Source organism: Rudaea sp. 3F27F6 (assembly GCF_005503555.1).
Lineage (GTDB): Bacteria > Pseudomonadota > Gammaproteobacteria > Xanthomonadales > Rhodanobacteraceae > Rudaea.
In genome coordinates, this window is record NZ_SCNG01000001.1 from 488,436 (window position 1) to 510,592 (window position 22,157).

16 protein-coding genes and 1 riboswitch are annotated in these 22,157 nt (G+C 65.8%); of the genes, 8 read left to right on the plus strand and 8 right to left on the minus strand.

Annotated features, from left to right (window positions below; all coding sequences use genetic code 11):
• The first annotated feature begins 76 nt into the window (after positions 1 to 76).
• Entirely contained in the window at positions 77 to 730 is a 654-nt protein-coding gene (locus FFS30_RS02105) for a dihydrofolate reductase family protein (RefSeq protein WP_137911457.1), read from the plus strand.
• A gap of 138 nt (positions 731 to 868) precedes the next feature.
• Here FFS30_RS02105 and FFS30_RS02110 read toward each other — a convergent pair whose 3' ends face one another.
• Positions 869 to 2,383 carry a fumarate hydratase gene (locus FFS30_RS02110; RefSeq protein ID WP_137911458.1) on the minus strand — a complete coding sequence of 505 codons (1,515 nt, stop codon included), beginning with the start codon at positions 2,381 to 2,383 and terminating at the stop codon, positions 869 to 871.
• A gap of 288 nt (positions 2,384 to 2,671) precedes the next feature.
• Here FFS30_RS02110 and FFS30_RS02115 point away from each other — a divergent pair, with 288 nt between their 5' ends.
• The gene (locus FFS30_RS02115; protein ID WP_137911459.1) at positions 2,672 to 6,046 is read left to right on the plus strand and encodes a PAS-domain containing protein; all 3,375 of its coding nucleotides are present in this window, start codon (positions 2,672 to 2,674) and stop codon (positions 6,044 to 6,046) included.
• A gap of 824 nt (positions 6,047 to 6,870) precedes the next feature.
• Here FFS30_RS02115 and FFS30_RS02120 read toward each other — a convergent pair.
• Positions 6,871 to 7,521, minus strand: coding sequence for a response regulator transcription factor (locus FFS30_RS02120; protein WP_137911460.1), 651 nt, complete (start codon positions 7,519 to 7,521; stop codon positions 6,871 to 6,873).
• Between the two features lie 63 nt (positions 7,522 to 7,584).
• On the opposite strand from FFS30_RS02120, the gene FFS30_RS02125 reads away from it, so the two are divergent.
• The 4 genes from FFS30_RS02125 (at position 7,585) to FFS30_RS02140 (ending at position 13,430) form a co-directional block, all read left to right on the plus strand.
• Positions 7,585 to 9,483 (plus strand): D-(-)-3-hydroxybutyrate oligomer hydrolase, encoded by a 1,899-nt coding sequence (locus tag FFS30_RS02125; protein WP_249352120.1) that lies wholly within the window; start codon positions 7,585 to 7,587, stop codon positions 9,481 to 9,483.
• A 308-nt stretch (positions 9,484 to 9,791) separates the two neighbouring features.
• Complete coding sequence (locus FFS30_RS02130) at positions 9,792 to 11,192, plus strand: pectin acetylesterase-family hydrolase (protein WP_212742385.1); 1,401 nt, start codon at positions 9,792 to 9,794, stop codon at positions 11,190 to 11,192.
• Positions 11,193 to 11,243: 51 nt separating this feature from the next.
• Complete coding sequence (locus FFS30_RS02135) at positions 11,244 to 11,918, plus strand: hypothetical protein (RefSeq protein WP_137911462.1); 675 nt, start codon at positions 11,244 to 11,246, stop codon at positions 11,916 to 11,918.
• A gap of 84 nt (positions 11,919 to 12,002) precedes the next feature.
• On the plus strand, positions 12,003 to 13,430 hold the full coding sequence (locus FFS30_RS02140) for a TIGR00366 family protein (RefSeq protein WP_137911463.1): 1,428 nt from the start codon (positions 12,003 to 12,005) through the stop codon (positions 13,428 to 13,430).
• A 97-nt stretch (positions 13,431 to 13,527) separates the two neighbouring features.
• Here FFS30_RS02140 and metB read toward each other — a convergent pair whose 3' ends face one another.
• The 5 genes from metB to FFS30_RS02165 all read right to left on the minus strand — a co-directional run bounded on the left by metB (position 13,528) and on the right by FFS30_RS02165 (position 18,154).
• A complete protein-coding gene (gene metB / locus FFS30_RS02145; RefSeq protein WP_137911464.1) occupies positions 13,528 to 14,736 on the minus strand; it encodes a cystathionine gamma-synthase in 1,209 nt (402 codons plus the stop codon).
• Positions 14,737 to 14,754: 18 nt separating this feature from the next.
• Entirely contained in the window at positions 14,755 to 15,777 is a 1,023-nt protein-coding gene (locus FFS30_RS02150; protein ID WP_171014372.1) for an alpha/beta fold hydrolase, read from the minus strand.
• Positions 15,778 to 15,835: 58 nt separating this feature from the next.
• A riboswitch (SAM riboswitch) is annotated at positions 15,836 to 15,988 on the minus strand.
• 128 nt (positions 15,989 to 16,116) lie between these two features.
• A complete protein-coding gene (locus FFS30_RS02155) occupies positions 16,117 to 17,013 on the minus strand; it encodes a DMT family transporter (protein ID WP_249352122.1) in 897 nt (298 codons plus the stop codon).
• Positions 17,010 to 17,672, minus strand: coding sequence for a glutathione S-transferase family protein (locus FFS30_RS02160; RefSeq protein WP_137911466.1), 663 nt, complete (start codon positions 17,670 to 17,672; stop codon positions 17,010 to 17,012). The genes FFS30_RS02155 and FFS30_RS02160 overlap by 4 nt, the downstream gene beginning before the upstream one ends.
• 215 nt (positions 17,673 to 17,887) lie before the next feature.
• Complete coding sequence (locus tag FFS30_RS02165) at positions 17,888 to 18,154, minus strand: DUF2007 domain-containing protein (RefSeq protein ID WP_137911467.1); 267 nt, start codon at positions 18,152 to 18,154, stop codon at positions 17,888 to 17,890.
• A 124-nt stretch (positions 18,155 to 18,278) separates the two neighbouring features.
• Between FFS30_RS02165 and FFS30_RS02170 the strand changes: the two genes are divergently transcribed.
• Entirely contained in the window at positions 18,279 to 20,006 is a 1,728-nt protein-coding gene (locus FFS30_RS02170; RefSeq protein ID WP_137911468.1) for a glutamine--tRNA ligase/YqeY domain fusion protein, read from the plus strand.
• A gap of 100 nt (positions 20,007 to 20,106) precedes the next feature.
• Here FFS30_RS02170 and FFS30_RS02175 read toward each other — a convergent pair whose 3' ends face one another.
• Positions 20,107 to 21,060, minus strand: a complete 954-nt coding sequence (locus tag FFS30_RS02175; protein ID WP_137911469.1) for a haloalkane dehalogenase — start codon at positions 21,058 to 21,060, stop codon at positions 20,107 to 20,109.
• A 117-nt stretch (positions 21,061 to 21,177) separates the two neighbouring features.
• Between FFS30_RS02175 and FFS30_RS02180 the strand changes: the two genes are divergently transcribed.
• The gene (locus tag FFS30_RS02180) at positions 21,178 to 22,113 is read left to right on the plus strand and encodes a LysR family transcriptional regulator (RefSeq protein WP_137911470.1); all 936 of its coding nucleotides are present in this window, start codon (positions 21,178 to 21,180) and stop codon (positions 22,111 to 22,113) included.
• Positions 22,114 to 22,157: the final 44 nt, after the last annotated feature.

A 22,157-nucleotide genomic window follows, 5' to 3' on the forward strand; every position in this document is an offset into this window, starting at 1 on the left:
TCGCCCGATGTCGATTTGGCGCTCGGCCCTTCGTCGTGGTGAATGAGCCCCTTCCTTACCGACCTGTGAGCCGCCCATGTCCAAACTCTGCGTGAAATGTTTCTCGTTGTCCCTCGACGGCTACGGCGCCGGGCCGGACCAAAGCCTCGACTATCCGCTCGGCAAGCGCGGCCCCGAACTGATGGAATGGTTTTTCGCCACGCGCGCCTGGTGCTCGACGCACGGCCTCGGAGACGGCGAAACCGGCATCGACAATGGCATCGCCGAGGCCGGCATGAAAAATAATGGCGCGTGGATACTCGGCCGCAACATGTTCGGCCCCGTGCGCGGGCCGTGGCCGGACGAAAACTGGAAAGGCTGGTGGGGCGAGGAACCGCCGTATCATGTGCCCGTGTTCGTGCTGACCCACCACGCGCGCAAGCCTCTCGAAATGAAGGGCGGCAACACGTTCTTCTTCGTCACCGACGGCATCGAGTCCGCGCTGAAGCAGGCGCGCGCCGCGGCGGGCGACAAAGACATTCGCCTCGGCGGCGGCGTGGCGACGGTGCGCGAATACTTGCACGCCGGCCTGATCGACGAACTGCACCTCGCTGTGCGCCCCATTCTGCTCGGTCGCGGCGAGAACCTGTTCGCCGGCATCGACATGGACGCGCTCGGCTACGAAGGCGTGAAATCCGTGGCCGGCGAGCGCGCGACGCATATGTATCTGCGCAAGCGCGCCGCTGCGTAAAGGAAGCCACTACGGCCGGCGAATCCAAAAGCAGGTTGCGCCTACGGCAGACGATTTGCCGGCAACGCAGTCGCCATCAGCAGCAAGCGGACGCGATCGCCGATCCTCGTCCGCCATGCTCCGGCAACTCGACCGACGTCAGGCGACCACCACCGGAATCTTGCCGATCTTCGCCTGCCATTCGCGCGGGCCGGTCTGGTGCACCGAGGTGCCTGCGGAATCGACCGCGACGGTGACCGGCATGTCCTTCACGTCGAATTCGTAGATCGCTTCCATGCCGAGGTCGGCGAAGCCGACGACGCGCGATGCGCGGATCGCCTTGGACACGAGATACGCGGCGCCGCCGACCGCCATCAGGTACACCGAGTTGTGCTTCTTGATCGCTTCGATCGCGGTCGGGCCGCGCTCAGCCTTGCCGACCATGCCGAGCAGGCCGGTCGAGGCGAGCACCTGCTCTGTGAACTTGTCCATGCGCGTCGCCGTGGTCGGGCCGGCCGGGCCGACGACTTCGTCGCGCACCGGATCGACCGGGCCGACGTAGTAGATAAAGCGTCCCTTGAAATCCACCGGTAGGGTTTCGCCCTTGTTGAGCATGTCGACGATGCGTTTGTGCGCGGCGTCGCGGCCGGTCAGCAGCTTGCCGTTGAGCAAGAGCACTTCGCCGGGCTTGAACGTGGCGACGAGTTCGGGCGTAACCGTATCGAGATCGACGCGGCGCGCACCGGTCGGGCTGTAGGTCAGTTTCGGCCAGTCTTCGAGCGAGGGCGGCTCAAGCGCAACCGGGCCCGAGCCGTCGAGGACGAAATGTGCGTGGCGCGTCGCCGCGCAGTTCGGGATCATCGCGATCGGCAGGTTCGCCGCATGGGTCGGATAATCGCGCACCTTGATGTCGAGCACCGTGGTCAGGCCGCCGAGCCCCTGCGCGCCGATGCCGAGCGCGTTGACCTTTTCGTATAGTTCCAGGCGCAGTTCCTCGGCGCGGTTCGACGGCCCGCGCGCCTGCAGGTCAGTAATGTCGATCGGCTCCATGAGCGATTCCTTCGCCAGCAGCATCGCCTTCTCCGCGGTGCCGCCGATGCCGATGCCGAGCATGCCGGGCGGGCACCAGCCGGCACCCATCGTGGGCACGGTCTTGAGCACCCAGTCGACGATCGAGTCCGACGGATTGAGCATGGCGAACTTCGATTTCGCTTCCGAGCCGCCGCCTTTTGCCGCAACGATCACGTCAACCTTATCGCCCGGCACAATGCGCACGTTGATCACCGCCGGCGTGTTGTCCTTGGTGTTCGTGCGCTTGCCGGCGGGATCGGCGAGGATCGAGGCGCGCAGCTTGTTGTCCGGATCGTTGTAAGCGCGGCGCACGCCTTCGTTGACCATGTCCTCGACGCTCAAGGTCGCGTCCCACTGCACGTTCATGCCGACCTTGAGAAAGACGGTGACGATGCCGGTGTCCTGGCAGATCGGCCGATGGCCCTCGGCGCACAGGCGCGAATTGATCAGGATCTGCGCGATCGCATCCTTGGCCGCGGGCGACTCCTCGCGCTCGTAGGCGCTCGCGAGATTCTTGATGTAGTCGACCGGATGGTAGTAGCTGATGTACTGCAGCGCGTCGGCGACGCTCTGGATAAAGTCGGCTTGCTTGATGGCTGGCATGGGAAGGATTGAAAACCTGGGGCTGAGGACTGCCCGCCTATTTTCGCACCGCTGGCGCTGCGGCGCACCATGCGTCCGGATTGCGCTCCCGTGCCGCGCGAATCGATCGCACGCCAATCCGCCCCGCTTTGCCTGGGGGCACGATTTATCGCGCCCGACTCTTTATTTTTCCGCGCCGTAAAGAGCCGCACGTGACAAATCGCGCCCCTAAACATCCCGTTTCCACAGGCCGGTCTCGCTGCCGCGGCAGCCCGTGCGCGGCCCTCGCGAGGCCGCTATGCTTGGCCCATGTTGAGCGCCGCTCTCGTCATCGCTTCGGGCATTGTCTGGCTCGGCGTACTGTTCGCCGTCGCGGTCTACGGCGAGCGCCACCCGCGCGTGCTCGAACGGCGCTGGGCGATCGTCTACGCGCTTTCGCTCGCCGTGCACTGCACGTCGTGGACCTTCCTCGGCAACACGACGCAGGCGAGCCGCTCGGGCTGGTGGGTACCGCCGAATTTCGTCGGCGCGATCGCGATGTATATTTTTGGCATTACGATACTTTTTCGCCTCGTGCGCCTCGCGCGCGAACACAACTCCAGCTCACTCGCCGACCTGATCTCGACGCGGCTCGGGCGCAGCCCGGCGCTCAGCGCGCTGATCACTGCGGTCATGCTGCTCGGCATCCTGCCCTACATCGCGCTGCAGCTCAAAGCCGTCGCGATGAGTTTCACCACCATTCTTGGCGACCCGCGCGGTCTGACCGCCTGGCGCGACGGCGCGCTCTGGGTCGCGCTGTCGATGGCACTGTTCGCGATCGCGTTCGGCACGCGGCGGTCGTCCGCCGTCGCGCACAACCGCGGCCTCGTTCTTGCGATCGCGTTCGAGTCGCTGTTCAAGCTCTTCGCGATGCTGGCGCTGACCAGCCTGCTGCTGACCGTGCCACTGCCGGACGCTGCCGCGGCGCCACCGCCGACGCACGATCTGACCGGATTCCCAAGCCTGATCGTGCTCGGCGCGCTCGCGATGTTCACCCTGCCGCACCAGTTCCATACCGGCGTGGTCGAATGCCGCGACGAGCGCCATCTGAATACCGCGCGCTGGCTGTTCCCGCTCTACATGGTGCTGATCTCGGTGCCGGCGCTGCCGCTCGCGCGGCTCGGCGACGCGCAGCTCGCCGCACGCGGAATACCGTCCGACCTCTACCTGCTCGCCCTGCCGCTCGCCCACGGCGAGCATGCGCTCGCCCTCACCGCCTTTCTCGGCGCACTGTCGGCCTCGACCTGCATGGTCGTCGTTGCCACGCTCGCGCTGAGCCTGATGGTCGCGAATCATTTCATCGCGCCGTTGCGCCTGCGCGCGGGCTGGGGCCAGAACGAAGAGAACGACCTGCGCGGCGAAGTACTCTGGCAGCGCCGCGTCGCCATCGTCGCGATCATCGCGCTTGCCTGGGCCTACAGCCGCATGATCTTCGACGACGCAGCGCTCGCCGACATCGGCGCGCTGTCGTTCTCCGCGCTCGCCGGCCTCGCGCCGGCGACCTGGGCGGCGCTGTACCGCCCACAGCTCGGCGCGCGCGCGGTGTTCGCCGGCCTAGCCGCCGGCACGCTCGTGTGGATGTATACCTTGCTGCCCAAGGTGCTCTTTCCACATCAGGCCTGGCTCGCACAGGGGCCGTTCGGCATCGAGCCGCTTGCGCCGAACGCGTTGCTCGGCCTCGGCGGCTTCGGCGCGCTGACGCGCGCGGTGATCCTCGGCACGGCGACCAATATCCTGGTCATGGCGTCCGTCGCCCTGTTCGGCCGGCGGCCCGCGGCGATGCCGGAAGCGCATCCACTCGAATACCGCGAACTGCGCGCACTGGCGACGCGCTTTCTTTCCGACGAACGCGCACAAGGACTGATCGGCAGCGCGCCCGCGGCCAAACCCGCCGACGCGGCAACGCTCGCCTCGGTCGAGCACGAACTCTCCGCCGTGATCGGCGCGTCGAGCGCACGCCTGCTGCTCGACGTCGCGCGCCGCGACCGGCGCCTGCAGCTCGATACCGTCGCAGCGATCGTCGACGAAGCGTCGGCCGATCTGCGCTTCAATCAACGCGTGCTGCTCGCCGCGCTCGAAAACATGAGCCAGGGCATTTGCGTGGTCGACGCCAAACTGCAGGTCGTCGCCTGGAACCGGCGCTACGCCGAACTGTTTCCCTATCCGCCCGGCCTGCTGCGCGTCGGCCGACCCGTCGAAGAATTGGCGCGCCACGCGATCGCCGCGGGCCTGAGCGGCGGCGTCGCGCTCGATCCCGTGCAGTTGGAGGCCGCGGTGCAACGCCGCCTCATGCACATGCGCCGCGGCACCGCGCATCTGTCCGAGCGCCGCTTTCCCGACGGCAGCGTGGTCGAGATCCGCGGCAATCCGATGCCGGGCGGCGGCTTCGTCGCCACCTTCACCGACGTCACCGAATTCCGCCGCGCCGCGCTCGCGCTCGAACGCGTCAATGAGACGCTCGAAGCGCGCGTCGCCGAGCGCACCGCCGAGCTCGAACGGGCCAGACATGCCGCAGAAGCCGCGAACGAAACCAAGACGCGCTTCCTCGCCGCGGTCAGCCACGATCTGATGCAACCGCTGCACGCCGCGCAGTTGTTCGCCCACAGCCTCGCCGCGCGCGCCGACGACGACGGCCGCGTCACCGCGCGGCATCTTCATTCGTCGCTTGCCGCGACCGAGTCCCTGCTCGGCGGCCTGCTCGACATGGCGCGGCTCGACGCCGGCAAACTCGTTGCGCGCCCGCGCGCGTTCGCGCTCAACGAACTGCTCGGCGCGCTCGCCGCCGAGTTCGGCGCACTCGCAAGCGAAAAGGGTCTCAAGCTGTGCCACGTGCCGACGCGCGCATGGGTGCGTTCGGACCCGCACCTGCTGCGCCGCGTGCTGCAGAACTTTCTTTCCAATGCGTTGCGCCACGTCGAATCGGGACGCATCCTGCTCGGCTGCCGGCGCGCGGGCTCGAAGCTGCGCATCGAAGTCTGGGACACCGGCCCCGGTATCGCCGAAACCGAGACGGCATCGATCTTCGAGGAATTCCGCCGTGGCAGCCGCGCAAGCAACCAGGGCCTCGGACTCGGCCTCGCGATCGCCCAGCGCATGGCACGCCTGCTCGAACATAACTTGACCCTGCGTTCGCGCCTCGGCCGCGGCAGCGTGTTCGCCGTCAGCGTGCCGCGCAGCGCAGCGGCCTACGCCGCGGTCGCAAGCGCCGTGCCCGCAGCGGAAGGCGCATCGCCCTCCGACATGCCGAAAGGCACCGCGCTGATCGTCGACAACGAACCGCAAGCGCTTACCGCGCTGCGTACTCTGCTCGAACAATGGGGCTGGCGCGTACTCGCCGCGCCCGACACGCCACGTGCACTCGAACTCGCGCGCGGCGAACGCGCCGACATCGCCATCCTCGATTACCACCTCGCCGGCGGCGACAACGGACTGGATTTGTACGCCAAGCTGCAAGACATGCTCGGGGACATTCCCGCCGCGATCCTCACCGCGGACCGCGATGCCGCACTGCGCCAGCGCGCGCTCGAACTCGGTCTGATGTTGCTCTACAAACCGTTGAAGCCGCTGGCGCTCAAGCAAGTGCTGAGACGGAGCGAAAGCGCGGGGGTGCGCTTTGTCGCGTCGGTGTTGACGCCGCAGGGGTAACTCGTACGCTTTTTTTCTCGTCATTCCCGCATGCTCTTAGCGGGAATCCAGCGACTTTGCTTTGGTTCTTTCTTGCCTTTAAGAGCAGAGCTTCCACTCGTCCTGCGGACGAGCGGGTCACTTTCTTGTCACCAGCGACAAGAAAGTAACCAAAGAAACGCCGCCCCGGGAGCCGCGCTCGCAGCTTCGCTGCGAGTTCGCAAGGTCATGCCGGGGTTCGCTCGATGGACATCCCTGTCCATTCGCGAACTCGCGCGCATCCTGCGCGCGACCCTAAAGGGCGATTCCGTCATGCCCCCGCCGCGGCTGACGGGGACCCGAGATCAAGAGCAAAAAGAGCAAGAGCCAAGCGCGGGATGCCTAGCTCTCGCTCTGTCTTCGGCGCGCACGATGCGCGCTGCTTCGGCTTCTCCGGGTCCCCATTACATTGCGGCGGCAGCGGACGAAAAGGCCCGCAGGGTCGGCGCGATGGATCGCGCCGATTCCGCTATTGCACACGGATGTGCAATTAGCGGAACCCGGCCGTTGGCGCGGACCCGGAGCGCAGGATGCGCGTAGGGCGCAATGTTCTGGGGCGGCGTCTTTTGGTTACTTTTCTTCGCTGCTGAAGAAAAGTGACCCGCTCGCCCAAAGGGCGAGTGGAAGCCTTTGCTCTTAAACCAAAAAAAGCAAAGTCGCTGGATTCCCGCTAAGAGCACGCGGGAATGACGCGCATAAGCATGAGCGGAATTTCCGCTTGACCGGCCCTCCGGCCGTAGAGAGTCACGGAAATAACCAGCTTAAAGAGCAAAAAAAGCGGCCGCAGGCCGCCCCACCCACCAGAGTTATTTCTGTTGCAACCTGAGCCGTTGCAACACGACGCTCGCCTGCGTGCGATTGCGTACGCCGAGTTTCTCGAAGATCGCACTGACGTGTGCCTTGACCGTGCGCTCCTGGATGCCGAGCGAGTCGGCGATCTGTTTGTTGAGGCGGCCTTCGCCGATCTGCGCTAGCACGCGGAATTGTTGGCCTGTGAGGCGCGCAAGGCGCGCGGCGAGTTGCGTGTCGGCCGGGTCGCTCACGGTTTCGTCGAGCGTGTCGGCGAGTGCGGGCGGCAGCCAGCGGCCGCCGTCGAGGACGGTGCGGATCGCGCCGACGATTTCCGCCGGCGGTGTGCTTTTCGGTACGAAGCCGACCGCGCCGTGATCGAGCGCGCGGCGCACGACGCCGCCTTCTTCGGAACCGGAGACGACGAGGGTCGCCGCGGCGGGAAACTGCACGCGCAGCGCGGCGAGTCCGGTCAGTCCGTGGCTGTCGCGCATATGCAGGTCGAGCAGGACGAGATCGGTCTCCGGTTCGGCGTCGAGCCGGGCGAAAACGCCGGCGAGATCGTCGGCTTCGGCGATCAGCGCATCGGGCTCTGCCTGCGCGACTGCGCTGCGCAGCGCGGCACGAAATAACGGATGGTCGTCGGCTATGAGGACACGCGTGCTCATCGCCCGCACTCTAGCAGTTCAGTGCAGGTCCGGGTTTAACGAAGCGCATGTTATCGTCGGCCGATGAACGTTTTTCCCCGCCTATTCTTGCCCGTCGTTGCCGCCGCGCTGGTTCTCGGCGCGTGCAGCCACAACCCGCCGCCCAAGGAGCGCCCGATGGAGATCAGTTTTCCGCTCGGCACGATTCGCGAAACCGCCCATCGCGGCAGCGACGATCTGCTCAGCGCCGGCCTCGGCCTCGCGGGGTTGCGTGCGACGCCCGCTGCGTTCGCCGATCCCGCGGCACCGAATCCGGTCGAACTGCGCCGGCGCGCGATCCAGACTGCGTGGCTCGGCATCGCCGACCTCGGCGCGCTCGGCGGGTTCGGCACGGTCTACGGCGCCGTGCCGAACGTGCCGGGCCGCGAATTCCAGGCGTTCGCGCATGCGCTCGGCGCGACTCAGCCACATCGCGTGCTCGCGCAGATTCCGGACTCGTTCGACACGAAGACACGCTGCCTGATCGTCACCGCTTCGTCGGGCTCGCGCGGCATCTACGGCAGCATCGCGTTTGCCGGCGCGTGGGGCCTGCCCAAAGGTTGCGCGGTCGCCTACACCGACAAGGGCGCCGGTTCGGGCTATTTCGACACCGCGTCGAACACCGGCGTCGCGCTCGACGGCACGCGCGCCGAGCGCGGCAAGACCGAACTCGAATTCGCCCCGAGCGGCTACGCCAGCGATGCGGGTGTAGCGGTCAAGCACGCGCATTCGACCGACAACCCCGAGGCGCATTGGGGCGCACATGTGATGCAGGCGGCGCAGTTCGGCCTCGCGATGCTCGACCGCGCGTTCCCCGACGCGGCGCCGTTCACACCGCACAACACCAAGATCATTGCGGTCGGACTGTCGAACGGCGGCGGCGCAGTGCTGCAAGCAGCGGGCATCGACGACGCGGGATGGCTGGCCGGCGTCGTCGCCGTCGAGCCGAACGTCTATGCGCCGCATGTCGACGCGAAGAAGAAAGATTATTCGGTGAAGACCGAGGTCAAGGGCAATAACGCGCGTGCGCTCTACGACTATGCAAGCGAGGCCGCCCTGCTCGCGCCGTGCGCGCTGCTCGACGCGCATTTCAGCGACGTCGTCGCAACCTTGGCCAAGCTGCCGGGGAATACGATTGCAAGCTGGTCGACGCGCTGCGCGACGCTGCACAGCGCCGGCGTGATCAAGGCCGGCGATGCCAAGGCGCAGTCCGCGGAAGCGCTTGCGCGCATGCGCGCCGATGGCTGGGAAGACGGCGCGCTCGCCACGGCGGCGAGCATCACCGCCTACGACATGTGGCGAGCGTTCGGCGTCACCTATGCGAGCACCTACACGCGCAGCGGCGTCGGCTCGATGCCGTGCGGCTTCCGCTTCGACGCGATTGGGGCCGACCGCAAGCCGCGCGCAGCGACGCCGGCCGAGCGCGCCGCATGGTGGAGCGACGCGAGCGGCATTCCGCCGGGCAACGGCGTCTTCGTCAGCGAATCCGCGCCGGGACAAGGCCCGGACCCGAGCTGGAAAGGCATTTCCTGCCTGCGCGAGCTGTGGACCGGGAAGAGCGACGCGGCAACGCGCCTGCATGAGTCGGTGCAGGCCACCCAGGTGCGGCTGCCGCGCAAGGATCTACCGATCTTCCTCGTCCACGGCGCCGAGGACGGTCTGATCCCGGCCATGTTCACCTCGGACGCTTATGTCGCCTGGCTGCGCGCGAACAAGCAGGACGCGAGTTACTGGCGCGTGCCGCATGCGCAACACTTCGATGCCTTCCTCGCCTGGCCCGGCTTCGGCGATCGCTACGTGCCGATGTTGCCCTACGCTTACGCGGCGCTCGACCGCGTGTATGCGCATGCGATCGAAGGCAAGCCGCTCGTCGCGGGCGAAGCGCCGGCAGCGGCACCGCGCGGACCCGGCGCGCTCGAAGCGAAGCACATCGCTTTGCCTTAGAGGACGTACGGCCTGGGTGATTTGGCTGGTCTGCCCCCCAAAGGCGACCTCAAACACCCATTTGAAAACTGTATTTGAAATCTGCGACACTGCCGCCGCTGTTTTGCAATGCCCGCATTTGCGGTTGATCGGCACGGAGAACCTTGCCACCAGGCAGAATTCCGGATCGCGCGGCAGTAAACGCCCAACACGAATGAAATTCGCTACACCGGATTGCTGCAGGCAAGTCGGAAGCGGTGCCACCCCAGTGATCGTCGAGACACGGGATGCGTCTTGGCGGTCTCTCATAAGTTATTGGAGGGATACCCGTGTTGCGAAATCTACATAAGCGTCTTTGCGCGGTCGCCTTGCTCGGCCTGCTCGCCCCCGCCGCGCATGCGGAACTCGGCGACTACAGTGTCTGGCAGACCGCCTGGAATCTCGTCTCGCCGCCGTCCCCGGACAATCGGGTGACCGCCGCACAAAGCGGCGCGGCGCAATATCCGCTGCTCGACAATCCGTCCGGATTCAACGACGGGTTTTCCGCAGGCAAGTACGGCGTCTGGCAGACCATCACCATGTCGCCCGACAGCGACTCGACCTGCAGCGACGGTTCGCCCTACAAGTTCTTCGTCAACCGCGCGCCGAACACCAGCAATATGCTGATCTATTTCGAGCCGGGCGGCGCCTGCTGGGACTACGAGTCGTGCACGAACCCGAGCGGGAGCATCCTCGGCGCGCGCAATCCGCACGGCATTCCCGACAACTACATGAGCCTGCTCAATCCGGGCGCCTCGCTGGTCACGCCGTTCGTGACCCGGGTCAGCCCGTTCGAGCAGATCAAGACGCAGAACTGGAACATCGTCTACGTTCCGTACTGCACGGGCGACGTGTTCGGCGGCGACAAGGTGGCCGTCTACACCGGCCCGAATGCCGGCGACCCGACCAACGTGTTCTATCACAACGGTGTGCGCAACACGCGCTCGGTCGTCGCCTGGCTGAAGAATCATCTGCAGCGTCCAGCGCAGTTGTTCATCACCGGCAGCAGCGCCGGCGGCGTCGGCAGTCTGGTCAACTACTATCCGTTCCGCCGCGACATGGCGCCGGACAAGGCGTTCCTGATCGACGACTCGGGTCCGCTCATGGACGCACCGGCCGGTGGCGATCCGACCGTGCATCCGTCGATCCCGCTGCATACGCAGATCCGCACGGCCTGGAACGTCGCCGCGCCGATCGCCTATCTCGCCGCGGAACTGACCGCGCTCGATCCGAATAATTTCGGCACGATCTACGCTGCGCTGTCGCAGAAGCTGCCGAACGACCGCATGGGCTTGACCCATTTCTGGCAGGACGCGATCTTCTCGGACTACTCCTACGGCCGCTTCTTCGCAGACATCATCAACGCCCCCGACGCGACGACGCGCAGTCAGCGCATCAATGCGCGCTGGACGGCCGACACCACGGATCTGCGCAACACGCTCGCCGGCCTGAGCAATTTCGGCGGCTACTTCCCGCAGTACCGCGCGCTCAACAAGAGCCACTGCACCGAGATCGTCGATTTCAAGAACGGCGACATCCAGGAGCGCAACCTGCAACTGCGCGACTTCATCAACAGCGTCCTCGATGGCAGCGGTCCGATCCTGCAGGCTTCGGAAGCCAGCCCGGCCGCGGACTATGCGAAACCGTTCAACCTGCTCTACTGGACGGTCGACCAGATTCTCGGCGACTGACCTGTATCGCGGCGGAGGAGACGTTCTGCTCCTTCGCCGCATTCTCTGCTTATGCCAAACCGCAACTCATCATTCCGCTGGCTGATCCCCGCCCTGCTCGTGCTCGGCGCGATCGGTGCTTATTGGTGGCTGCGTCAGCCGGCCCCGACCGCGCGGACCGCGGCCGCGGCAGGCGCGCCATCCGCCACCGCCGCTGTACCTGCGCGCCAGTCTCCTGCGGCGACTTCGTCGTCCGCAGCTTCCGCCGCATCGCCACCGCCGCTCGATATGAGCGACCCGAATATCCAAGCCTGGCAGGCGCAACAGGATTTCAAGAATCGCATCACCGCCTTTTTCAACGAAGCGAAAACCTTCCCCGCAGTCCGGCGACGCAGCGAAGCGGCCGAGTTGACCGAACAGGTCAAAACCTATGAAAGCGAAAAGCGCCTTACCGCGGCCGAAGCCATGATGCTGCGCGTCGAATTGATCCGCGCGAGTGTCGATGACGAGCAAGAACAGACGCGGCAGATCCAGGCTTTGAACGACCAGTATCGGCAGGCGTACGACCAGTCGCAGGCTCAGGCCATGTCCGATCCGCGCATGCAGGACTACAAGCAGCGTGAGCGCGAAATCGTGCAGCGGGTCATGGGCATGACCCAGTTCCCCGGCGGCATGGACCGCGACGCGTATCTGCGCCAGCAATTGCAGCAGGCGCGCATGCAGGTTTTCTCTCAGTCTTCACCCTGACACTTTCCTCTCGGCGCGCGCAGGACATCTGCGCGAAACCGCCGCTGCGCTACACTCGCGCGAGTTGCCGCAGCGGGAAAACCGATGAGCGTAGCCACGAACGACTCTTCCATCCTGTCGCGCGGCGCGCTGCGCCTGTCGGGCTGGGCCGAACGCTGGTTTCCCGACGCGTACATCTTCGCCGCGCTCGGCGTCGTCATCGTCGCGCTGGCCGCACTCGCGATCGGCGCGGAACCGCAGGCGACCGCGGTCGCGTTCGGCGACGGCTTCTGGAGCCTGATCCCATTCACCATGCAGATGACCTTCGTGGTCATCGGCGGCTACGTCGTCGCCACGGCGCCGCCGGTCGCGCGCCTGATCGACGCGCTCGCGCGCCTGCCGCGCACGGGCCGCGGCGCGGTCGCCTATGTTGCCGTCGTCAGCATGCTCGCCTCCCTGCTCAACTGGGGCTTCAGCCTGGTCTTCGGCAGCCTGCTCGTACGTGCGATCGCGCGGCGCGAAAGTCTTGCGATGGACTATCGCGCCGCGGGGGCGGCCGCTTATCTCGGCCTCGGCGCAACCTGGGCGATGGGCTTGTCGTCGTCCGCGGCACAGTTGCAGGCGACGCCGGCCAGCATCCCGAAGACGTTGCTCCCGGTGACCGGCGTAATCCCGTTCACCGAGACGATCTTCCTCTGGCAGTCGATCGCGCTGACCGCGATCCTGATCGTCGTCTCGGCACTGATCGCCTGGCTGTCGGCGCCGGGCGCCGGTGCGGCGCAAACCGCGGCGCAGTTCGTCGACCTAAAGGCGGACAACAGCGCGGAAAACGCTGATGCGAAGGGACACAAACCGGGCGAATGGCTCGAACGCACGCCGCTGCTGACCATCCTGCTCGTCCTGCTCGCGCTCGGCTGGGTCTGGCACGAGTTCGCCGGCAAAGGCGCGATGACCGCGGTGTCGAATCTCAACACCTACAACTTCCTCTTCATCATGGCCGGTCTGCTGCTGCACTGGCGGCCGCGCAGTTTTCTCGACGCGGTCAAGCGCGCCGTGCCGAGTACGACCGGCGTGCTGATCCAGTTTCCGCTCTACGGCGGCATCGCGACGATACTGACCCAGGCCAAGGGCGCGGACGGCCAGACCGTCGCCGAGAAACTTGCGCACGTATTCGTGCAGCTCGCTTCGCACGACACCTACGCAATCGTGATCGGCGCCTACTCGGCGATTCTCGGCTTCTTCGTGCCGTCGGGCGGCGGCAAGTGGGTGATCGAAGCGCCCTACGTGATGCAGGCCGCGAACGATCTGCAATATCACCTCGGCTGGGCCGTGCAGATCTACAACGCCGCTGAGGCATTGCCGAACCTGATCAATCCGTTCTGGATGCTGCCCCTGCTCGGCGTGCTCGGCCTGAAGGCGCGCGACATTGTCGGCTTCACCTTCCTTCAGTTGCTGATCCACGCCCCGCTCGTGCTGTTCCTGCTCTGGGCCTTCGGGCAGACGCTGGGCTACCACGCGCCGGTCATGCCCTGAGCCGCACGGCGGACCGGAAATCGTCACGCATACGAAAACGCTCCATCGGGCGAACCCCCGATGGAGCGTTGATCAAACCGCAAACGATTGCTGAGTCTTAGCGCGCGTTGGCGACCGCGCGCGGCTCGACGAATGCCGCAGCGCGGTCGAGCGCTTCGGCGATGTCCGCGCTCAGATCTTCGACCGCTTCGATGCCGACCGACAGGCGTAGCAGGCCGTCGCCGAGACCGGCGACGCGGCGCGCTTCGGCATCCATCGCCGCGTGCGTCATCGTCGCCGGGTGCGCGATCAGGCTCTCGACGCCGCCGAGCGATTCGGCCAGGGTGAACGACTGCAGGCCGTTGACGAAGGCCTCGACCGCGGGCACGCCGCCGACGAGGTCGAAACTCAGCATCGCGCCGAAACCGCGCTGCTGGCGCGCGGCGAGCGCGTGCTGCGGATGCGTGGCGAGACCTGGAAAGTAGACCCTCTCCACGGCAGGATGCGCATCGAGCTGCTCGACGATCGCCGCCGCGTTCTCCTGGTGCGCGCGCAGGCGCGGCTGCAGGGTGCGTAGGCCGCGCAGGGTCAGATAACTGTCGAACGCGCCGCCCGACACGCCGAGGCAGTTGCACCACCAGGCGAGCTGCTCGCCGACTGCGGCGTCCTTCCACACGACCGCGCCGCCGACCACGTCGGAGTGACCGTTGAGATACTTCGTCGTCGAATGCACGACGATGTCGGCACCGAGCGAGATCGGCTGCTGCAACGCCGGCGACAGGAACGTGTTGTCGACGACGACGAGCGCGCCGATCTCGTGGGCGAGGCGCGACACCGCGGCGATGTCGACGATGCGCAGCAGCGGATTGCTCGGCGTTTCGATCCAGACGATCTTCGGCTTGCAGGCGAGCGCCGCAGCGAGCGCGACGGTGTCGTTGAAATCGACGATCGAGCAGCGGTACAGGCCGCGCTTGGCCTGGTTGACGAACAAGCGATAGCTGCCGCCGTAGCAGTCGTGCGGTACGACGATCAAGTCGTCCGGGCCGAGCTGCGACGTGACCAGCGTGATCGCGGCCATGCCGGTCGCGGTGACGACCGCGCCCGCGCCGCCTTCGAGTTCGGCCAGGGCGCCGGCAAGCACGTCGCGGGTCGGGTTGCCCGAGCGCGAGTAGTCGTAGGCGCGCTTCTTGCCGAAGCCTTCAAAGCTGTAGTTCGTCGACAGATACAGCGGCGGCATCACCGCGCCATGCGCGATGTCCTGATCGACGCCGGCGCGGGCGGCGATCGTGGCGGCTTGGCGAGCGGTTTTCTGGGCGACGAAACTCACGGCATATTCTCCAGCTTGTTATGCGATCAAACAGGTTTCGAACAGGCGGCTGACGCTCGCTTCCTCCTTGAGAAAGGCGTCGTGGCCGTAGTTCGAGGAAATTTCAACGAGATTGCACGGGCCGCCTGCGCGCGAGCGGTACTCGTGCACGAGCGACAGCGGTACAGTCAGATCCTCGCGCACCGCGAACAGCGTGGTCGGCACGCGCACCGCGGCCGGATCGACGACGTGCGCATCGAGCGAGCGGCCGAGGCAGCGGTACGCGTCGGCGTCGAAGCGGCGCACGAACTTGCGGCCGTGATGCTCGACCCAACCGACCACGCCATCGGCGTGCGCATCGAGCGGCGCCTCACCGCCGAAGCGCTGTTCGACGCCCTCGGCCGTGCGGTAGCCGAGCACGGCGAGCGAACGCGCGAGCGCAAGCGCTTCGGCCGTATCGCTGCCGAGATCGAGGATGGCGCGCTGCACGTGGCGTAGAGCGAGGCCGAACTGCGCCGCCTTGTGCGCCGCGCTGAGCAGAACCAGATGGCGCAGGCGGTCGCCGAGCAGCGCCGCGAGTTGCTGGGCGACGTTGCCGCCGTACGAGGCGCCGACAACGAGATGTACGCGGCGCACGCCAAGCCGGTTGAGCAGCAGCAACAGGGCGCGTGCCTGGTCGCCCGTGGATATCGCGGGGAATTCGGCCGCGCCGCCGGCCTTCGGTCCGGTCGAGGCGTCGCAGCCGCCGAGCCAGTCGATGCCGAGCACACGATAGCGCTCGATATCGAGCGTCTTGCCGGCGCCGCACTGCGACTCCCACCAGCCGCGGCCATCCTGCGCCACGGCGCGGCGATGCGCGGAAATACCGCCGAGGACGACGATCAGCGGCGCATCGGCCGGGCCGACGCACTGCCAGGCGAGCTTGGCTTCGTTGAGGGATGCGCCCGATTCGAGGACGAAGGGCTGCGGCAGCGCGAGTTCACCGTCGAGCCACTGCACGGCCGGTACGGCGGCGATGGCCGCTGCCTGGGCGTGGGGATGACGTTGCGGTTCGGCGCTCATTTCGGTCTCGTCTTTCATTACCTGACCCAACGAGACGACACGCCGACTGCCAACGTTCGCCTCATCTTCACGGGGTTCACCGCAGCCGTTCGGGCTGCGGACCTCGCAGGAATTGGCACCAATGGCAGGATCGTTCCGCATGTCGCGGTCGGATTCTGCAACGGTTGCCCCGGCTTCGCTGGGCCTGTCCCTCAGCCGGTCTTGATGAGTACGGGGCGTATGCTACGGAGGCAATTTTTGGATGTCAAGACGTTTAGACGTTTGGACGTCTAAATTCGACATTTCGACGACTCAGTCCGCGGCCATCCTTCCGGCGGCCGGGAATTGAGCGAAAGAAGGCTATTTCCTGCGCTGGCTGGCGACGAAGATGCCGAGCAGCGACAGGCCGAGGCCGATCCAGTCGGTCGGCGCAGTCGGCCGCGCGAACAGGATCACATCGAGGATGAAGGAAAGCCCCGGCTGCAGCAGCAGAAGCAGGCCGACGAGTGACGCCGGCAGCACGGGCATCGCCTGCGAGATCAATACCCAGCCGAGCACTTGGCCGAAAAAGGCCAGCGCGAGCAGCGCCGTCCACGACCGCGCGTCGGGAATCGCAAAGCTCTGGCCTTCGGCCACGACGGCAACGGCAAGCATGACGGCGCAGATCACGGTCACGCCGCACAAGGCCAGTTGCGGCGTCAGCGCGGGCCGGCGCAGTTGCGCACGGCGCTGGGTCAACATGTAGACCGCGTAGGCGATCCCGGTCAACACGCCGAGGATGACGCCGGTGCGGTAGTCCGCGCTCAGATTGGCCCAGCCCTGCCCGACGATCAGCCACAGGCCGAGGATGGCCAAAGCCAGACCCAGCGCGAAACGCCAGCCGAGCTTCTCGCGATAGAAGACGACGCCGGCCAGCGCCATCACGAAGACCTGAAAATTGCCGATCAGGGTCGCAAGTCCGGGGCCGATGTAGTGGATGCTCCGGTGCCACATGATCAGATCGACCGCGAACGCCGCTGCGGGTACGGCCAACCACAGTGCGTCGCGCCAGCCGAAGCCGCGCCAGCCGCCGCGCACGGCGAGCAGCACGGCGAGCATCACGCCGCCGAACGCAAGCCGGTAGAACGCCGACACAGTCGGCGCGACGTGGGCGTAGCGCACGAAGATGCTCGTCGTCGAAATTAGCGCAGCGCCCGCAAGCATTTTCAGGAAGGCGCTGCGATAAGCCGCAGTACCTTCCGCGACGGCAGCGTTCACGGCGTGGTTTTCTCGTGCTCGACCGCGATTTCCTCGGTGGCCGCCTCGGCCAGCCACTCGCGCAGCGCCGGCAGCGCGAACAAGGTATCGATGTAGGCACGTTCGACCGCGCCGACATCGACCGAGTAGCTCAGGAAACGCAGCGCCACCGGGGCGTACATCGCATCGGCGATCGAAAACGCGCCGAACAGGAACGGTCCGTGCGCTGCATGCTTCTCGCGCGCTTCGCTCCACAGCTTGCAGATGCGCGCGATGTCCTTGGCCGTATCCGCGGCGATCGCCGGCGCCGGTCCCTGCCGGCGCGTGTTCATCGGCATATTCGTGCGCAGCGCGACGAAGCCCGAGTGCATTTCCGCGCTGATCGCGCGCGCCGAGCCGCGCGCGGCGCGAGCGGCCGGCCAGCCGCGGCCGTCGAGAAAATAGTCGTTCGCATACTCGCAGATCGCCAGCGAGTCCCAGACGTGCACGTCGCCGTCGATCAGCACCGGCACGCGGCCGGCCGGCGAGTAGTCGCCAATGCGCGCATAGAACTCCGGCGTGTCGAGCGGCAGCTTGACTTCATCGAAGGCGACGCCGAACTGGCGCAGCACCAGCCACGGCCGCAGCGACCACGACGAATAGTTCTTGTTGCCGATGACGAGGGTCGGTTGTGCGCTCATGTGAGGGTATCGGGCGAGGGGGCGAAGGATTCCATCACACCGACATGGCGCAATGAAGTGCCGCTTTCAAACAAAATCCGTCATCGAAGCGGCGCGAGACAAGAGAATTTGCGCGTCGCCCGAGCGCGGCAACTCAAGCGCATGTTCAAGTACTCGAGATTCCGGCCATTGCCTGCGCGCAAATTGTCGAGCGTCACCGCTGCGCGCACGGATTTTCAAACCGGATCGGCCGCCCAATCGTCGTTGTAGCTCGGATCCGCGCGCCGCTCGGCCAGCGCCGCGTCGATGCGTTCGGCGATCACGCGCGCCTGCGGCCATTCGGACTCGGCGACCATCACGTTGACCAGTCCCGACACCGGCAGCTCGCCCGCGGCCCCGGTCAGATAGTGTCCGCCGACGAAGGCGCCGATGCCCTCGTCGGCAAGCGCGTTCTTGACGAGGTTCGCGTCGATGATGTTTTCGGCCCGGTAGACGATTTTCATGACACCCGCACGCTAGCGCATTCGCGCGCCGCAGGCAAAGCCTGTCGAATTCCTGCGCCGGACCGGTATACTCCAGTGCCCTGCCCGAAGAACGGCCGCAGAGCCGCGTTCATCCAGCGAATCCATGAGCAGCAATCCCCCGATCGTCAATAATTTCATCCGCCAGATCATCAACGGCGACCAGGAAAGCGGCAAGCACGGCGGCCGCGTCGTCACGCGTTTCCCGCCCGAGCCGAACGGTTATCTGCATCTCGGCCACGCCAAGTCGATCTGCCTCAACTTCGGCGTCGCCGGCGACTACGCAGGCGTCTGCCATCTGCGCCTCGACGACACCAATCCGACGCGCGAAGACCCCGAATTCGTCGAGGCGATCAAGAACGACGTGCACTGGCTCGGTTTCGAGTGGGATGCGCTGCGCCACGCTTCGGATTATTTCGAGGTCATCTATCTCTGCGCGCTCAAGCTGATCCGCGACGGCAAAGCCTTCGTCTGCGATCTCTCGGCCGACCAGGTGCGCGAGTACCGCGGCACCCTGACCGAGCCGGGCCGCAACTCACCGTACCGCGAACGCAGCGTTGAAGAGAACCTCGACTTGTTCCAGCGCATGCGCGCGGGCGAGTTCCCCGACGGCGCCAAGACCCTGCGCGCGAAGATCGACATGGCCTCGGGCAACATCAACCTGCGCGACCCGGCGCTGTACCGCATCCGCAAGACCACGCATCAGAACACCGGCGACGCGTGGCCGATCTATCCCATGTACGACTACGCCCACTGCATCTCGGACGCGGTCGAAGGCATCACACATTCGCTGTGCACGCTCGAATTCGAGGACCATCGCCCGCTCTACGACTGGTGCCTCGCGCAGATCGATCTGCCGAATCATCCCGAACTCGTAAAGCCGCTCGTCGATGCGGGCCTGCATATGCCGGTCAGCACGCCGCAGCAGATCGAATTCGCGCGCGGCAATATCGACTACCTCGTCACGAGCAAGCGCAAGCTGGCCGCGATGGTCGAAGACGGCATTGTCGACGGCTGGGACGATCCGCGCCTGCCGACCCTGGCCGGCGCACGCCGCCGCGGCTATCCGGCAGCGGCGATCCGCGCGTTCTGGGAGCGCGCGGGTGTGTCGAAGCAGAATTCGACGATCGAATATTCCGTGCTCGAAGCCTGCGTGCGCGAAGAACTCGACGCTTCCGCGCCGCGCCGCCTCGCCGTGATCGATCCGCTCAAGCTCGTCATCACCAATCTGGCCGACGACCACACCGAGACGCTGACCTTCCCGAACCATCCGAAGAACGAGACGTTCGGCACGCGTGCCGTACCGTTCTCACGCGAGCTGTGGATCGAGCGCGAAGACTTCCTTGAAGAGCCGGTCAAAGGTTTCCACCGCCTTGTGCCGGGCGGCGAAGTGCGCCTGCGCGGCGTCGGCATCGTCAAGTGCGAGGAAGTGAAAAAGGATGCGAGTGGAAAAGTAGCCGAAGTGCACTGCACGCTCGACGCCACCTCGCGCACGGGCCAGAGCGGCGCCGAGCGCAAGGTCAAGGGCACGATCCATTGGGTCAGTGCGCGCCACGCCGTCGAAGCCGAAGTGCGCCTGTACGAGCGCCTGTTCACCGCGGCCGATCCGGACGACGACAGCGACGGCAAAACCTATCGCGACCATCTCAATCCGAATTCGCGCCGCTCCGTCGTCGGCTGGCTCGAAGCCTCGCTGGCCGATGCGAAGCCCGCGGACGCATTCCAGTTCGAGCGCCTCGGCTACTTCGTCGCCGACAGCCGCGACCACACGCCGCAAAAGCCGGTGCTCAACCGCATCGTGACCTTGCGCGACTCGTTCGCCAAGGCAAAGTGATCGACGCCGGCAAAGCCGGCGCCGATCAAAGCAATCCAAGTCGTCTGCTGTTGCCGGCAGACGCAGTCGCTAACAAGAGGGAATTCCCCGATGCTCCGGCTCAACCGGCCGATCTCATCGCGGCTTGTTCAACTGCGGCATCGGTCGCCCGCGACTCCGTGACGCTCGAACTCCCCTCGATGCCGTCGATCCACTCGCGCAGTTCTTCGCCGATTCGCGCCGCGTGGTCTTCCTGCAGATAGTGAAAGCCGGGGCCCAATTGCACCGTACGGATATTGCGCTGGGTCGCCGCGAACTGCTGTGCAAAAGCGGGCGACACCACGGCGCCGGGATCGCCGACGAATAACAGCTTCGGGAAGGTCGAAGTCTTCAGGGCCGCGTGCGCGTCGGTCAGCCAATGGTGCACGTCCGCCGGCTGCCCCTCGATCGGCAATTCGTTCGCCAGACGCCAGATCGGCTTGCGCGATTCTTCGGTAGGGAACGGCGCGCGGTAGGCGGCGATTTCCTCGTCGGACAAGGTCCGCTGGATCGAACCCGGCAGCACGCGATCGAGGAACAGGTTGTCGCGCTGGATCAGTTGTTCGCCGATGCCCGGCGTGCGGAATTTCTGGAAAGTCGCGCGCGCCTGCGGGTTCTGGTGAAAGTCGTCCCAGCGCTCGAACGGCCGGATGAATTCCATAAAGGCCAAGCCCTTCACGCGCTGCGGAAACCGCGCCGCGAAATGGAATGCGAGCGCCGTGCCCCAATCCTGCGCGATGAGGTAAAAGCGATCCAATCCGAGCGCGTCGATGAAACCGTCGAGGTAGCGCACATGATCGGCGAAGCGGTAATCGATATCCGGCTTGCCCGACTGCCCGTAGCCGATCAGATCGGGCGCAATGGCCCGGTGCGTGCCGGCGACCGCGGGCATGATGTTGCGCCAGATATAAGACGACGTCGGATTTCCATGCAGGAAGAGCACGGCCGGAGCGTTTTCCGGCCCGTCCTGGCAATAGCTCATGGTCGAACCGAGAACGGGCACGCGCGGCAGAGCAGACATTGCGTATTGAGACATGGCACGAGACTCCCTCTGGTGGATTCGGACTGACGAGTGCGAACCATCCTAATTACGAGTCATTAGGTTGATAATACCGCCATGAAGTGAAAGACAATTTCCCAAGAGTGAACAATCATGGACCGCATGACCGCTTTGCTCGTATTCCGCACGGTCGTTTCCCTCGGCAGCTTCACCGCGGCCGCAAAGCAACTTCGGCTGTCCCCTGCTGCGGTCAGCAAGAACATCGGCGAACTCGAAGCGCATCTGCGCGCAAGGCTGCTCAACCGGACGACGCGGCGACTGAGCCTGACCGAAGCCGGTACGCACTATTACGAACGCATCTCGCGCGTCCTCGACGATCTCGATGAGGCCGACGGTTCCGTCGGCGAATTGCAACAACGGCCGACCGGGCACCTGCGTGTCAGCGCACCGATCACGCTGACCCTGCTGACCATTTCCCAGTCGGTGCCGCGCTTCCTCGAACGCCACCCCGGCATCTCGCTCGATCTTCGACTGGACGACCGCCGCGTCGACCTGATCCGCGACGGTTACGACTGCGCCCTGCGCGGCAGCGACAAGTTGGAAGATTCACGGCTCGTCGCGCGCAAGCTGATGGTACTCAAACATGTGCTGTGCGCTTCGCCGGCGTATTTCCGGCGCTTCGGTACGCCCGAGAATCCGGCCGATCTTCTCCAACACACTTGTGTGCAGTTCACCCTGTCGGACCATTCCGCGGTCTGGGCGTTTCGCAAACACGGCGAAACCGTGTCGATACCGGTCGACGCCCGCTACAAGGTCTCTTCGAGCCTCGCCGTGCGCGACGCACTGCTCGCCGGATTCGGCTTGAGTCTGATTCCCGAACTCTATGTCCGTCGACAGTTGGCCGAAGGCGCACTCGTACCGGTACTCGCCGATTGGCAAGGCGACGAAACCGCCATCTATGCGGTCTATCCCTCGCGACACTTTTTGCCGGCAAAGATAAAAGTGTTCCTCAACTTCCTCGTGGCGGAACTCGGCGAGGGTGAACCGGAAGCGTCGCCGGCAACGGCGTTCGCCGCGTTGCCCGCCTGAAGGCGGCTGCGCTCCGCGGTCGAACCGTCGCGCTGTCTCGGCGC

Bases quoted from the DNA above. Each gene is read 5' to 3' on its own strand.
- FFS30_RS02105 (WP_137911457.1), top strand. From the start codon at position 77: ATGTCCAAACTCTGCGTGAAATGTTTCTCGTTGTCCCTCGACGGCTAC.
- FFS30_RS02110 (WP_137911458.1), bottom strand. From the start codon at position 2,383: ATGCCAGCCATCAAGCAAGCCGACTTTATCCAGAGCGTCGCCGACGCG.
- FFS30_RS02115 (WP_137911459.1), top strand. From the start codon at position 2,672: ATGTTGAGCGCCGCTCTCGTCATCGCTTCGGGCATTGTCTGGCTCGGC.
- FFS30_RS02120 (WP_137911460.1), bottom strand. From the start codon at position 7,521: ATGAGCACGCGTGTCCTCATAGCCGACGACCATCCGTTATTTCGTGCC.
- FFS30_RS02125 (WP_249352120.1), top strand. From the start codon at position 7,585: ATGAACGTTTTTCCCCGCCTATTCTTGCCCGTCGTTGCCGCCGCGCTG.
- FFS30_RS02135 (WP_137911462.1), top strand. From the start codon at position 11,244: ATGCCAAACCGCAACTCATCATTCCGCTGGCTGATCCCCGCCCTGCTC.
- FFS30_RS02140 (WP_137911463.1), top strand. From the start codon at position 12,003: ATGAGCGTAGCCACGAACGACTCTTCCATCCTGTCGCGCGGCGCGCTG.
- FFS30_RS02150 (WP_171014372.1), bottom strand. From the start codon at position 15,777: ATGAGCGCCGAACCGCAACGTCATCCCCACGCCCAGGCAGCGGCCATC.
- FFS30_RS02160 (WP_137911466.1), bottom strand. From the start codon at position 17,672: ATGAGCGCACAACCGACCCTCGTCATCGGCAACAAGAACTATTCGTCG.
- FFS30_RS02165 (WP_137911467.1), bottom strand. From the start codon at position 18,154: ATGAAAATCGTCTACCGGGCCGAAAACATCATCGACGCGAACCTCGTC.
- FFS30_RS02170 (WP_137911468.1), top strand. From the start codon at position 18,279: ATGAGCAGCAATCCCCCGATCGTCAATAATTTCATCCGCCAGATCATC.
- FFS30_RS02175 (WP_137911469.1), bottom strand. From the start codon at position 21,060: ATGTCTCAATACGCAATGTCTGCTCTGCCGCGCGTGCCCGTTCTCGGT.
- FFS30_RS02180 (WP_137911470.1), top strand. From the start codon at position 21,178: ATGGACCGCATGACCGCTTTGCTCGTATTCCGCACGGTCGTTTCCCTC.